Raw genomic sequence first — 14,043 nt, forward strand, 5'->3', positions numbered from 1 at the left:
GTCGGATTAAATCGGGTAGGCGGTAGTGTAGTGCACGCGGCCTTGTATACTGCTGCGATTTCGTCAATACACCGTTTCCCCGCGTTTCAATGGCTGATCGACGGACAACGTCCGCGATTGGTTCCCCGCCAGGCCCTCCGGCTAACGTTTCGTTACGAGTTTGGGGGCTGCGAGCGCGGCCGAGACACCGTCTTTACCTTCCGGAACCGCTACATGCTGACTTCGCTCGTGGTGCGCATCGTCCGATTTTCGGCGAAGCACGCGTACCCGGTCATCTTCGCCTCGCTGCTGCTCGTGATTGCGAGCTGTGTGTACGTCGCCAAGCATTTCGCGATCAACACCGACATTTCGAGTCTGATCGACTCGAATACGCCGGCCGCCGAGCGTGGCCGGGAGATCGATCGTGCCTTCCCGCAGAAAACCGACATGACGCTGGCCGTCGTGGACGCGCCGGCCGTGGAGTTCGCCGACAAGGCGGCCGCCGAGCTGGCCGCCCGGCTCGCGACCGAGACCGACGTGTTTCGTGCGGTGAGCCGACCGGGAGCCGGTGAATTCTTCGCGCACAATGCGCTGCTCTTCGCGTCGCTGGACGACGTGAAGTCGCTCACCGGGAAGCTCGAAGACGCCAAGCCATTGCTCAATCGTCTGGCGCAGGACCCGAGCCTGACGGGCCTGTCGAACCTGCTGTCGGTCACGTTGCAAACGCCGCTGCTTACCGGGCAGGTGAAGCTTGCGGACATGCGTGACCTGCTGGGGCACGCGGCCGATACGACCGAGGCCGTGCTGGCCGGTCGTGCGGCGGCGTTGTCCTGGCGCGGACTTGTCACGCCCGACACCGTGGCGCGCAGCTATGTGCAGGTGCAGCCCGTGGTCGACTACGCGTCGCTCGAAGCCGGGGCGAACGCGGCCACGCGCATTCGCGAGGCTGCGGCCGAGCTCAAGCTCGCCGAGCGTTATGGCGCCCGGGTGCGCCTGACCGGATCGCGGCCGCTGTCCGACGAGGAGTTTGCCTCGGTGCGTGAGGATGCCGGTCCGAACGCCGTCATCACGCTGCTTGCCGTGCTGGTCGTGCTCTGGCTGGCGGTGCGCTCGGGCAAGATGATTCTGGCGGTGTTCTTTACGCTGCTCGCCGGGCTGGCCGTCACATTTGCGGTGGGCCTGATGATGGTCGGTGCCCTCAACATGATCTCGGTCGCATTTGCGGTGCTGTTCGTTGGCATCGGCGTGGACTTTGGCATCCAGTTCGGCGTGCGATACCGCGAGGAGCGCCATCGGCTGGACGCCCGCCGCAAGTCAGGTGAGCCCCTGGGCAAGGATGGGCATGGCGGGGACGAAAGCGGCGAAGCGTTGCGCGGCGCGCTCGTTGCCGCGGGGCGGGCGATCGCGATGCCGTTGTCGCTGGCCGCCGCCGCCACGGCCGCGAGCTTCTTTTCGTTTCTGCCGACCGACTATCGCGGCGTGTCCGAACTCGGGCTGATCGCCGGAGTGGGCATTCTGTGCGTGGCCTTCCCGTCGGCCATCACCTTGCTGCCCGCGCTCATCAGCGTGCTCAAGCCCAGGGGCGAGGCCAGCCCGCCTGGCTTTCGCAGCCTCGGCCGGGTGGACGATTTCACCGAAAAGTACCGCAATCCACTGCTGTATGGCACGCTGGCGCTGGTGGTGGCCGGTCTGCCGTTGCTCGCGCATCTGCACTTCGACTTCAATCCGCTTCATCTTAAGGACCCGAAAACCGAGTCGATGGCCACGCTCACCGATCTGGCCAACTCGCCGGAGGCCGGCGTGAACGACGTGCAACTGCTCGCACCGAATCTTGCCGCCGCCGATACCGACGCCGCAAGACTGCGCGCGGTGCCAGAGGTGGGGCGCGTGGTCACGCTCACGACATTCATGCCGGCCGATCAGCCGGCCAAGCTCGCGCAAATTGCCACTGCCTCCGCGTCGCTCATGCCGGTACTCACGCAAACGCCGCTCTCGCCAGGCGCGGACGCCGCCCGCGTGTCGTCGCTCAGGACGGCGGCGGGGCAGTTGGAGGATGCGGCGCTTGATCATCCGGGCGACGGGGCAAAGGAAGCCCAGCGCCTTGCCGCGGCGCTGCGCAAACTGGCAGCGGCCGACGCCGCCACGCGCGACCGTGCGGATCGGGCAATTGCCGAACCGCTCAAGCTGGCGCTCGGCCAACTGCGAGATGCGTTGCAGCCGCACGAGGTCACGCGCGAGACGCTGCCCCGCGACATCGTCTCGCAATGGGTGGCGGCGGACGGTCGGGCGCTCGTGAATATCTCGCCGCGCGTGGAGAAGGGCGCCGATCCGAGCGACGACGCCATGCTGCGCAAGTTCAGCGCAGCCGTGCTGGCGACGACCCCGGACGCCGTCGGCGGGCCAATCTCGATTCTTCGCTCGGCCGACACCATCATCCGCTCTTTCATCGAGGCGGGCGCCTGGGCGCTGCTTTCGATCACCGTGTTGCTGTGGCTGGCACTGCGCAAGTTTGGCGACGTGCTGCGCACGCTCGTGCCGTTGCTGGTCTCGGCGGCGGTCACGCTGGAGATTTCCGTGCTGATCGGGCTGCCGCTGAACTTCGCGAACATCATCGCGCTGCCGTTGCTGCTTGGCGTGGGCGTGGCGTTCAAGATCTACTACGTGATCGCCTGGCGCGAGGGCAAGACGCGGTTGCTGGCGTCGAGCCTCACGCAGGCGATCGTGCTGTCCGCCGCCACCACCGGCATTGCCTTCGGCAGCCTGTGGCTGTCGCACCACCCGGGCACGTCGAGCATGGGCAAGCTGCTGGCGTTGTCGCTGGTGTGCACGCTCATCGGCGCCGTGTTCTTCCAGCCCGTGCTCATGGGCAAGCCGCGCGAGCACCACCTGCCGCCGTCGAAATCCTGACGGCGCTGAGGTGCCTGCGGATCGGATGACGGCGTCCGTCGGGGCAATGGAAAACGGCACCGTGAGGTGCCGTTTTTCGTTCGTGACCGGACCGTTGCGTGTCCGCAGGGGCGTGATGCGATTCGCGATTCGCGATTCGCGCATCGCGCTCAGGCGTGCGGCGAGTCGAGCGTCTCTCCGGTGTCGCCCGTCGTCCCGACGGCCTCGACCTTGCCGCCGAGGCGCGCGGCCAGCGTGCGCCGAATCGACGCGGCGATGCCCGAGGCGTCAAGGCCGACCGACGCGAGCTGCTGCGCGGGCGTGCCCTGATCGATGTAGGTATCGGGCAGTCCCAGTTGCAGCACCGGCACCTGCACGCCGTGGGCATTGAGCGCTTCGATGCACGCCGTGCCCGCGCCCCCCATGATCGCACCTTCCTCGAGTGTGACAATGAGATCGTGCGTGCGCGCGACCTCGAGTACCGCCGCTTCGTCCAGCGGTTTGACGAAGCGCATGTTGAGCACGCTCGCATCGAGCTCGCCGGCCACCTGCTCCGCCGGCACCACCATCGAGCCAAAGGCCAGGATGGCCACTCGGTGGCCGGCCGGGGCGGTGCTGCGGCGGCGTGTCTGGGCGTGTCCCACGGGCAATGTCGACAGCTGCGCTTCGGTCGGGACGCCGGGACCAGTGCCGCGCGGATAGCGCACGGCGCTGGGGCCCTCGATGCCAAGCGCCGTCTGCAGCATCTGGCGGCATTCGCTTTCGTCGGCCGGCGCCATGACGACCATGTTCGGAATGCATCGCAGATAGGCCATGTCGTACGCCCCCGCATGCGTGGCGCCATCGGCGCCGACCAGGCCGCCGCGGTCGATCGCGAAGAGAACCGGCAGATTCTGCAGGGCGACGTCGTGAATCAACTGGTCGTAGCCGCGTTGCAGGAACGTCGAGTAAATGGCGACCACAGGCCGCAGCCCCTCGGTTGCGAGCCCGCCCGCAAACGTGACCGCGTGCTGTTCTGCGATACCGACGTCGTAATACCGCTCGGGAAAGCGCTTCTCGAATTCGACGAGCCCGGAACCCTCGCGCATGGCGGGGGTGATGCCCACCACGCGCCTGTCCGCCGCCGCGGCGTCGCACAACCACTCGCCGAAGACCTGCGTGTACGTCCTGGCATTCGCCGCGCCCGGTGCGGCGGGGCGAATGCCTTCGCTCGGGTTGAACTTGCCCGGACCGTGGTACAGCACCGGATCGGCCTCGGCGAGCTTGTATCCGCGCCCCTTGCGGGTGACGACATGCAAAAACTGGGGGCCCTTGAGCGCCTTGATGTTTTCCAGGGCGGGAATGAGCGCGTCGAGATCGTGGCCGTCGATGGGGCCTAGATAGTTGAAGCCGAACTCCTCGAACATCGTGCCCGTAGGCGAGACGATGGCCTTCGCATGCTCTTCGAGCCGGTGGGCCAGCTCGCGCATGGGCGCGGGGGCATTGCGCAACAGATTGCGCACGCTTTCCTTGCCCGCCGAGTAGAACTGGCCGGACATCAGGCGGGTGAGATATTGGTTGAGCGCGCCTACCGGCGGTGAGATCGACATGTCGTTGTCGTTGAGCACGACAAGGAACGGCAGGTCGTCGTAGACCCCGGCGTTGTTGAGCGCCTCGAACGCTTCCCCGGCCGTCATGGCGCCGTCGCCGATCACGGCGATCGAATGTCGCTTCTCGCCCTTGACCTTGCTCGCCAGCGCCATGCCCAGCGCGGCCGAAATCGACGTACTCGAATGCGCCGTGCCGAACGTGTCGTAAGGCGATTCCTCGCGCTTGGGAAAGCCCGAAAGGCCTTGCCACTGACGCAGGGTGGGCATGGCCTCGCGGCGTCCCGTGAGGATCTTGTGCGCGTACGTCTGGTGGCCCACATCCCAGACGATGCGATCGTTGGGCGTATCGAAGACGTAGTGCAGGGCGATCGTCAACTCGACAGTGCCGAGGTTCGACGACAGATGCCCGCCGGTGCGCGAGACGTTCTCGAGCACGCAGGCGCGCAACTCGTCGGCCAGACGCCGCAGGTCGGCGCGCGAGAGTGCGCGCAGATCGGTTGGGGAGTGGATGCTGGCTAGCAAATCGGTCATGGCTGAACGTCCGTCCCCGCGCTCACTTCAACAGCCGGGCGAACGAAGCGAGCAGGCGGTCGATGTCGGCGGACGCGAGGTTGCCCATGGTCGAGATGCGGAACAGCTCCTTGGACAGGCCGCCCTGGCCCGCATAGATCACGAAGCCGTCGGCCTTGAGCCAGTCGTGCAGGCGCGGATAGTCCACGCCCGAGGGCAGCTTGTACGCGCGCAGCACGACCGACGACTCGTCGGGCGGGAGCACGCTGTCGATGCCCAGCGCGGCCAGACCGGCGCGCGCCTGCTCGGCCAGCGCGGCGTAGTGGGCATGGCGCTTTTGCCAGCCACCGGCGTCTTCGAGCTCGCGGAGCGCCTCGACCAGCGCGTAGTAGGCATGCACGGAAGGCGTGAACGGCGTGTTGCGCTCGGCCTGCAGCTTGGCCAGGCGCGCGATATCGAGGTAGTACGTGCGGCTGAAGGCCTTGGCCAGCGCCGTCTTGCGCACCATCACGAACGATACGCCCGGCACACCGTGCACACACTTGTTCGCGGTGGCGGCCACGGCGGCAATCGCCGTGTCGTTGAAGTCGATGGCCTCGGCTGCGAAGCTGCTTACGCCGTCGACGAAGAGGTCGATGCCCCGCGCGCGGCAGGCGGCTGCCAGACCCGCCAACGCGTTCAGGCGGCCCGTGGTGGTCTCGTGGTGGATGATTGCCACATTCGTGTAGGGACGATCCCCGGCCGCGTCGAGCCTGGCCTCGATCTGCGCGAGATCGGGAGCTTGCATCCACTCGAAATGGAGAATGTCGTGGTCGATGCGGTACTGCTTGGCGATCTGCGAGATCCGTTCGCCGTACACCCCGTTCTCGACGATCAGCAACCGTCCGCCTTCCGGCACGAGTCCGGCGGTCATGCTCTCCACGGCGGCCGTGCCCGAGCCGGTCATCAGCACCGGCGTCCAAACTGCGGGGTCGAGACCGTACACGGCGTTCAGGCGCGTGCGGGCTTCTTCCTGCAAATCGAAAAATTCCGGCTCGCGGTGGCACAGGTCGGGTTGCAGCAAGCTCTTGCGGACGCGCTCGGTCAGCGTAACGGGGCCCGGATTCAGTAACAGCATGGCGAAGCTTCCTCGTCGGATATCGTGAATGATCGGTCGCTCAGGCCGAAGCCAGGGCGCGTTGTGCAATGTGATCCATCAGTCGCGCCTTGACCGTCTCCGGCGCGACCTTCGGCCGCGGCAGCCCATCTGGCGTACCCGGGCGAGTGCTCAGGCACGCGAAACGCGGGCCTTCGCTCAGGCTGGCCGTGCGCGCGTCGAACAGCGCCTCGACGACGTCGAGCGTGTCGCCCTCGAGCGCGAGCGCGTAGCCGCTGGCGGCGGCCACGCCCGCGAAGGAAACGCTCGGCGAGACGGTGGCCTGGGCGCCGGTTGAGTCGTGCGAGGCGTTGTCGAGCAGCAGATGGACGAGGTTCGCCGGGCCATAGGCGCCCAGGGTCGCGAACGCGCCCATGCGCATGAGCGCGGCCCCGTCGCCGTCGAGGGCCACCACGCGCAGGTCCGGACGGGCTAGCGCCAGGCCCAGCGCCAGCGTGGTGACGCAGCCCATCGAGCCGACCATGTACAGTTGGTTGGCGCGATCGTCGAGTGCGTAGAGTTCGCGTCCGCAGAAGCCGGTCGACGCCAGCACGACCGTGCCTTCCAGCGGCGTGTGAGCGATCACGCGCTCGAGCGCGTCGCGGCGGGTCGGCAGCCCGGAAGGTGCGACACCGCGCATCATCGACACGGGCGCCGGCTGCGCCGCACGCGCCGGGCGCTCCGCCGGTTGCAACGGAAAGGGCGCGACACTACCCTTTTGCATCACGAGCGCGTAGGGGCGTCCGGTCTCGTCCATGTGACGAACGGCGCGCGCCAGCGCGGGCGCGATCGCGTCGGGTTCGGTCGGGAACAGCTCCCAGGGCACTTCCATCAGATCGAGCATGGCCGGCGTGATGGGGCCCATGAGCGCGTGCTGGGGTTCGTCGGTGATGCCCGGCTGCCCGCGCCACGTTACGATCAGCAACTGCGGCAGGCGGAACGTCCATGTGAGCGACGTGAGCGGACTCACGGCGTTGCCCAGCCCCGAGTTCTGCATCATCGTGACCGAACGGGCGCCACGGCCCTCGCCGAGGGTCGCACCGGCCGCAATCGCGACCGCGTCGCCCTCGTTGGCCGCCGACAGATAGTGCAGCGTGGGGTCTTGCAGCACGTAGTTGATGAACGGCGTGAGAAAAGAACAGGGCACGCCGGTGTACCAGGTGAAGCCATGCCCGCGCGCGGCTTCGACGAATTGTCCCGCCTCAATCACCTTGTGCCTCCGACGCTGCGCCGCTGAAGGGCGTCTGACCGTGCGCGAAGTCGCCCGCGCGGCGGAATTCTTCCATGTCGTTCACCCCGCGCCAATGGCCGTGCACGTACTGCACCGCGATGGCGGCGCCGTCGGCCGCGAGCGCGTTGATGAGCTCCGGCATGCCGAGCTGGTCGAAATCCGGGCGCGTCTGCAACGCCGCGAAGACACGCTGGAGGCGCGCGCGGCCGTCATCGCCGTGCACGCCCAGCAGGCCGATCCAGCGCCCGTTCGGCGTGCGACCGGCGTCGGACGCGTCGCCGCTGATCTTCTCGAGTCGAACTTGCTGGCCGAACAGCCCGCGGTCGTCGCCCGACGAGCAGTAGGCGAAGTCGCGCACGCTGGCGTTCGCGGCGTCGGCGGTGGTTGCTGCGCTCGAGTCCACCACGACGGTAAATTCGGCCTCGCTCTCGACCAGGTCGCGCACGATGTAGCTGCGGAACAGCAGGTCGCCGTATGAGATCACGGTGTCGTGTGCAAACGCATTGGCCACCTGCGCGAGCGAGGCCAGTTCGCCGGTCTCGGCGTGGCGTTCGTTCACGGCCAGCGTGATGCCGGCCGTGTCGATGGCGTCGGCACGATAGCCACCCACGACCGTGATGTCGTTCACCCCCTGCTTCTTGAAGCCGTCGACCAGCCAACGCAGCAGCGGCTTGCCGGCCACAGGCAGCATCACCTTCGGGCGATCGGTCGTCACGCTCTCCAGGTTCTTGCCCCGGCTCGCTGCCAGCACGATGGCCGAGCGCGGCGCATTCGCCGCAGACAGGTAACGATCTTCGGCCCTCGCGTATTCCTCGGCATCCTGCAGGCGGAAAATCTCGTCGACGGTCGCGATTCGGTCCTCGACGTTGACCAGCGTTTCGCTGCGATGGATCTCGGCGGCGACCGCCTGCATGGCGGAGGTGGCCGCGCGGATCAGGTGGTTCGCCCAGATCACCACGCTGATGCCCGCATCCCGGAAGACGTCTGTCGGTGTGCTGTAGTACTTGGTCGGCACGATCACCAGCGGGCAACGGTTATCCCACTCGCGGGCGAATTGCACGATCTCGTCGGCGCGCTTGAGCTTGCTGTGGATCAGGATGGCGTCGGCGCCCGCCAGACGGTATGCCTCGGCGCGGCGCAGGGCTTCTTCCATGCCCCAGCCGGCGATCAGAGCCTCCACGCGCGCGACGATCGAGAAGTCGTCGTCGCCCTGCGAGTCCTTGCCGGCCTTGATCTTGCCGCAGAATTCGTCGACGTCGGCCAGCGGCTGGCGCTCGCCACCAATGAAGCTGTTGGTCTTCGGAAAGACCTTGTCCTCGATGCAGACGCCCGCCACGCCGCGCTGTTCGAGCTTGCGCACGAGGCGGCGCATGTTGTTGAAGTTGCCGTAGCCGGTGTCGCCGTCGAGCAGGATCGGCAGGTCGCTCGCGTCGGCCATGAACTCGAGATTGTCGACGACCTGCGTCCAGCTCGCTTCGTTGTTGTCGCGCACGCCGAACTGCGCCGAGATGGCCAGACCGGACGCCCAGATGCCCTTGAAGCCTGCCTCGCGCACGATGCGTGCGGACAGGCCGTTGTGGGCTTCCATGAGAAATTCGAGCTGCTGGCTGCGCAGCATGGCGCGCAGGCGCGCGGCGCGCGTTGCCGTCGGCGGTAGGGTAAAGACGTCGGGAGCGTTCATTCGGACACCATGGTCAGTGGTTCGAGCTGCGGCAGCACCTGTTCGGCGGCACGCTTCACGTCTTCAGGGTAGTCGATTTCGATCCAAGGGAAGCCGGTGACGTCGGCGGTCTCGAATTGCGCGCCGCGCTCGAGCAGCAGATCGCGCACGGCCTCTTCGTGCGGCATCTTGGCGCGGCCCGATTCGACGTAATCGCGCGTGATTTCGGCAAGGCGCACGGCCGTCGCTTCGTTGAAACGGAAAAAGCCGACGGATTCGCCGACCGTGTCGTACGCCAGGCCGACCATGACCTGCTTGCGCAACTCGACCGGTACGCCGTCGCGAAGACACAGCTTGACCGGCTCGTCCCCGACTTCGAAGTCGCGGTCGATGAGCAGGCGATTGGCGGTCTTGCCAGCCACGAGCGCGTTGAAAATGCGCTGGTCGTAGAGCACGTCGGCGTCCATGACGAGCACGTCGCCGCCAGCGGTCATGGCTTCCGCGGCGGTGTGAAGCGTGAGCACGCTGCCGAGATGGAATTCGGGATTGAGACAGACCTTCGGGCGCGGTGTCCAGTTCAGGCGCTCGAGCTCCTCGCTTACCTGTTCGTGGTGAAAGCCGAGCGCGAGCACGACGTCGGTGATACCGGCGGCCGCGAGCATGCGCAGGTGGCGCTCGAGCAGCGACATGCCGTCGAACTTGAGCAGGCACTTGGGCGACTGCTTGTTCTCGGGCTGGAGCAAACGCAGGCCCATGCCTGCGGCGAGAATGATGGCCCGCATGATCGATTTCCTTCTTTAGAGCGGTGCAGTATCCGTGGCGGACGGCAGCGGCACGCTTTGTTGCGCCGCGCGCTGGCGACGCCAGCCACGTTCGGAGAAATGCAGATAGATGAGGCCCGGCACGCCGAGCAGCAACTCGCGCGTGCGTTTGGCCAGTGAGAGGGCCAGCGCGGCGTCGGCCGGCAGACCCACGAGCGGGGCGAGCAGCAGGTAGCCGCCTTCCTGAACGCCGAGCGAGCCGGGCACGAAGAACGCGGCGCCGCGAATCGCCTGGCCCAGGCTTTCGAGCAGCAGGGCGTCGACCCAGCTGACCGGGAAGCCCATGAAATGGCAGATCAACCACACTTCGGCCGTGCCGACGATCCACCCGACCAGGCTGAGCAGGAAGCTCGCGATCACCTGGCGGCGCTGGCCGTACATGCGCTGTACGATCTCGTCGACGGCGTCAGCCCGGTCGAGCAGCGACGACCAGTCGCGCTTGGACGACATTTTCGAGAGCATGCGAAACGCCCAGCCGAAGATGCCGCGCCGTTGCGCGACATAGAACCCATAGAGCAGCACGGAGATGAGTCCGGTCGCCAGCAGCATCGGCATCCACAGGCCATCACCGGTGCTGCGCGTCGCGCCGATGCCGAACACGGCCAGGCCGAGCAGCGCGAAAACGATCTGGGCGACGGCCTGCAAGGTGGTGCTCACGGTAATGCCCGCCGCCGCCTCGCGCCCGGCCATGCCGTTTTGCTTCATCTGGCGCACCATCGCGATCGGCCCGCCGATCTGACCGGCCGGCAGCAGGCTGTTGACCGACTCACCGACCCAGCGGGTGAGGGTGGCACGGCGCAGCGAGCACGACTTCGCCACCAGCACCTGAATCGCGGCGGCATCCAGCACCAGCGGCACGAGGTGGAATGCGGCGATCGGCAGCAGTCCCCAGCCGGCGCCGGCCAGTGTGGACATCACCGATCCCGTGCCCTGCCAGATCAGCAGGGCCACGAAAAGGGCGAAACCGAGGGTGAGAGAGACGATGGCGGTCCGGTTCATTTAGCGTTTCGTCCGTCCCAGTACCTGACGAAACACTTGCCGGAATCCGAAGTAGGCAATGGCGTCCTTCATGTTGGAGATGAAGCGCTGCCAGGCGCCCATGCGAGGATCGGTCACATACTCGAACGTGAGCGAGATTCGCTCCTCGTTGTCGCCAAGCGGCGTGATCCGGTGATGCAGTTTGTCGCCGTCGAAAAACACCAGCGCGCCGGGGGGATACGCCACGGCGCCGTCGACCTGCGCGGCGCCCGGGTTGCGCGTGTGGAGCCGGTATTCGAGCTTGCAGCTCGATTGGTCCACCACGCCGAGCAGCAGCGTGTAGCGGCGGCCCTTGTAGTAGGAAGTGTCGTAGTGCCAGCCGATGTGGTCGCCCGGGCGCGTGTAGTAATACAGCGCGTAAGCGTGAGGGTCGTCCTGCGGCGAGGGGAGCAGCTTTTCGCCGGCGAGCCGCTCGAGAAACCGCATCAGGGCCGGCGAACGATACAGCTCTGCCACGAACGGCGCGCGCTCGTCGAGCGTATGTCGGCTCACACTGCCGCCTTGCTTGTGTCCGGGAAGATAGTTGCGGTTCACGTTCGGCGTGACCGCGCGCGCGGCGGCGATGAGTTGCTGCGTCACAGACTCCGGCAGGAATTTCTCGAGATAGACGAAGGCGTCCTGCGACTTGAATTCACGAGTGACGTCATCGACGTCGAGGGCGTCGAGCGCGCGTTCGATCTCGGCGTCGGCCGCGAAGGCGGCCGGTTGGATGGCCGCCGGGGCCGCCGGTGCCTCACCGATGGCCGTGTCCGGCGCACGTGTGCTCGCGCGCGTCGCGCGACGCATCACGCGCAGATAATCGGCGATGACCAACAGCGCAAAGACCGGCGCGCCGATCGCCGCGGCGATCAGAAAGCCACGCGTGCCATCGAACAGCGTCACGAGCGGCATGAGATACAGCACGTCTTCCGTCTCGAAACCGCCGACCGAGGCCTGGCGGGTGCCGGCCTTGCCCACGCGGTCCTCGATGCGCATGCGCAGGAAGAAAATCAGCGCCACGGCAACCCCCGCGATCCAGCCGAGCGCCGAGGCCGACAGTGGCACGGGCAGCGGGTGCTGCCCCGGGGCCACGGCATCCACGCCCATGCCGATGCCGCCGAACAGCAGCACGGTCACCAGGGCGTCGGACGCCAGGTCGTAGAGATGTCCGATACGGCTGGACTTGCCGCTAATGCGCGCCAGCTCGCCGTCGGTGTGATCGATGAAGTTCGACAGCACCAGCAGCACGGCGCCCAGATTGGCCATGGCATAGCCTCCCTGCGCGAACGCCCAGGTACAGGCCAGCCCGACGATCAGACGAAGCGTGGTGAGATGATTCGGCGTGACGCGTGTGTCGACGAGCGGCGTGACGAGCCAGCGTGCGAGTCGCGCGTCATATTGACGCGGGCGAGGCGGCACGGGGCGTTCTGACGCAGCATCGGGTGCCGAAATGATTTTCGGTATCGTTTCCATGAGGGGGGAATATATACCCATAAGGCGGTAATGTGCAGAGCACTCAAAACCCCCGTATCGGCCGGACAACCTTGGGGATTCGGTGCGTTGACGCTCGACGACGCCGACGCGCCGCACGGCCTGGCACCGTTGTGCAGAGGGGCTCGCCGAGTTCGCCATGACTACGGTAGGTCATCAGCGAGCGAAGTTCGCGATTATATTCCGCAATACACCATTTCGCTTTGCAGCCCCGCGGCGTCGCTTTGACGCGGACGCGCCGGCTCTGCGCGAAAAGCGACGGAAAGTCGGGATAGCGGCACCACGCCGATGCGCGGATAATGGCGTCCCATTCGTCACTTTTGCGGCGTGGTCCGACCGCCCATCTCCCAATGTCCCAAACGATTGCCTTGCTCACCGGTGCGTCCCGCGGTCTCGGCGCCGCACTCGCTCGCGGCCTGCTCGCCCCCGGCGCCCATCTTGTCACGATGGCGCGCCGCACCGACGACGACCTCGCCGCGCTGGCCGCAGCCAAGGGCGTCAAGCTCGAACAGATTTCCGTCGATCTGGCCGACACGGCCGCCGCGGCACAGGTTGCCGCGCGCGTTTTTGACGCATTGCCCCGCAACGCCGGTCGATACCTGCTGATCAACAACGCGGGCACGGTGCATCCGGTGGCCAATACCGCCGCATTGAACGACCCGGAGGCCATCGGCGCGGCGTTCGCCCTGAATGTCACTTCGGTCATGCTGCTGACGTCGCGCTTTCTCGCCGCGACGCAGGGTCTGCAGGCCCGTCGCCAGATCGTGAACATTTCATCGGGGGCGGGGCGCAATCCGAACGCCGGCTGGGCCGTGTATTGCTCGACGAAGGCCGCGTTGGATATGTACACGCGTGTCGTCAACGCCGAACATCGCGAGCACGGCGTGCAGGCGGTGTCGCTCGCCCCGGGCGTGGTCGATACCGGCATGCAGGAGGCGATTCGGAGCAGCAGCGAGGAAAGCTTCCCGGCGCTGGCCCGGTTTCAGGAACTCAAGGCGAGCGGAAAGCTGTCGTCGCCGGAGGACGTCGCCCGCCGCATTCTGGCACTGACCGAGCGCGACGATTTCGGTCAGACCGAGATCGACGATATTCGCAACTACGCCTGACACGTCGACAAGCTCCATGGCGAAAGCCGGCGAGCGCATATCGCCTCACGAGGCGTGAAAAACACCGGGCAGCCGTTTGGCTGACCGGTGTTTTCGTTTGAATCTCACGTTGGGTGCGCGCCGCGGTGGCGCCCGGCGTCTATTGTTCTGTGCTGGTGATGAAAACGCTGCCATTGCGCTCGGGCGCATACAGGATCAGCGTGGGAGTGTGAATGTCGAACGCACGCTCGCAGGCTTCGCCGTATGAATCGAACTGGACCGCCCACGCGCCATTGCGCACGTAGCAGTGGGTAATGGTGTCGGTCCGCCGATCGAACTCCTGCCCGAGAAATACGCCCTGCGTGTAGCACCAGACGACGAACCCATGAAAATCGGCCTGCTCGGGGGGACGGAAGACGCGCCAGCGCGCATCGTCCCTGCCTGCCTGACGCGCTGTCGCGCCCGCGGCCCAACGTTCGAAACCGTCGTGTCGTTTGCGTTGCTCCATGTCGTCGTACCCCCTTGGGTGAACCGCCCTTGAGGTGCCGAGACTCGACACCGCCGGGCGCGTTTCCATAGTCGGAATTTGTTCCCGGCATTTCTATCAGGCAATTCCGAAAGGCGACAGGGAATTTCTCC

At 66.5% G+C, this 14,043-nt stretch carries 10 protein-coding genes and 1 pseudogene; 2 read left to right on the top strand and 9 right to left on the bottom strand.

Translation table 11 applies throughout. The annotated features are described in order from the left end of the window. Window positions 1-213: 213 nt before the first annotated feature. A complete protein-coding gene (gene hpnN / locus PMO31116_RS19090) occupies window positions 214-2,886 on the top strand; it encodes a hopanoid transporter HpnN (RefSeq protein WP_150568066.1) in 2,673 nt (890 codons plus the stop codon). 149 nt (window positions 2,887-3,035) lie between these two features. Here the strand turns inward: hpnN and dxs are convergent, their stop codons facing one another. The 8 genes and pseudogenes from dxs to PMO31116_RS24375 all read right to left on the bottom strand — a co-directional run. Next, entirely contained in the window at window positions 3,036-4,985 is a 1,950-nt protein-coding gene (gene dxs / locus PMO31116_RS19095; protein ID WP_150568067.1) for a 1-deoxy-D-xylulose-5-phosphate synthase, read from the bottom strand. Between the two features lie 22 nt (window positions 4,986-5,007). After that, on the bottom strand, window positions 5,008-6,081 hold the full coding sequence (locus PMO31116_RS19100; protein ID WP_150568068.1) for a 2-aminoethylphosphonate aminotransferase: 1,074 nt from the start codon (window positions 6,079-6,081) through the stop codon (window positions 5,008-5,010). Window positions 6,082-6,121: 40 nt separating this feature from the next. After that, window positions 6,122-7,309, bottom strand: a complete 1,188-nt coding sequence (gene aepY, locus PMO31116_RS19105; protein ID WP_150568069.1) for a phosphonopyruvate decarboxylase — start codon at window positions 7,307-7,309, stop codon at window positions 6,122-6,124. Beyond that, on the bottom strand, window positions 7,302-9,011 hold the full coding sequence (gene aepX, locus PMO31116_RS19110; RefSeq protein ID WP_150568070.1) for a phosphoenolpyruvate mutase: 1,710 nt from the start codon (window positions 9,009-9,011) through the stop codon (window positions 7,302-7,304). The genes aepY and aepX overlap by 8 nt, the downstream gene beginning before the upstream one ends. Further along, complete coding sequence (locus tag PMO31116_RS19115; RefSeq protein ID WP_150568071.1) at window positions 9,008-9,772, bottom strand: phosphocholine cytidylyltransferase family protein; 765 nt, start codon at window positions 9,770-9,772, stop codon at window positions 9,008-9,010. The genes aepX and PMO31116_RS19115 overlap by 4 nt, the downstream gene beginning before the upstream one ends. A 15-nt stretch (window positions 9,773-9,787) precedes the next feature. Further along, the gene (locus PMO31116_RS19120) at window positions 9,788-10,810 is read right to left on the bottom strand and encodes a flippase-like domain-containing protein (protein ID WP_150568072.1); all 1,023 of its coding nucleotides are present in this window, start codon (window positions 10,808-10,810) and stop codon (window positions 9,788-9,790) included. Next, window positions 10,811-11,635: a HalD/BesD family halogenase gene (locus PMO31116_RS23900; protein ID WP_150568123.1), complete on the bottom strand. Its 825-nt coding sequence runs from the start codon at window positions 11,633-11,635 to the stop codon at window positions 10,811-10,813. Then, window positions 11,609-12,301: pseudogene (locus PMO31116_RS24375) on the bottom strand (CDP-alcohol phosphatidyltransferase family protein); the annotation flags it as partial. The pseudogene PMO31116_RS24375 and the gene PMO31116_RS23900, both read right to left, overlap by 27 nt. Before the next feature lie 368 nt (window positions 12,302-12,669). Here PMO31116_RS24375 and PMO31116_RS19130 point away from each other — a divergent pair. Beyond that, window positions 12,670-13,425, top strand: coding sequence for an SDR family oxidoreductase (locus tag PMO31116_RS19130; RefSeq protein ID WP_150568073.1), 756 nt, complete (start codon window positions 12,670-12,672; stop codon window positions 13,423-13,425). A gap of 139 nt (window positions 13,426-13,564) precedes the next feature. On the opposite strand, the gene PMO31116_RS19135 is transcribed toward PMO31116_RS19130, so the two are convergent. Beyond that, window positions 13,565-13,912 carry a hypothetical protein gene (locus PMO31116_RS19135; RefSeq protein WP_150568074.1) on the bottom strand — a complete coding sequence of 116 codons (348 nt, stop codon included), beginning with the start codon at window positions 13,910-13,912 and terminating at the stop codon, window positions 13,565-13,567. Window positions 13,913-14,043 lie beyond the last annotated feature (131 nt).

The organism is Pandoraea morbifera (genome assembly GCF_902459575.1).
GTDB lineage: Bacteria > Pseudomonadota > Gammaproteobacteria > Burkholderiales > Burkholderiaceae > Pandoraea > Pandoraea morbifera.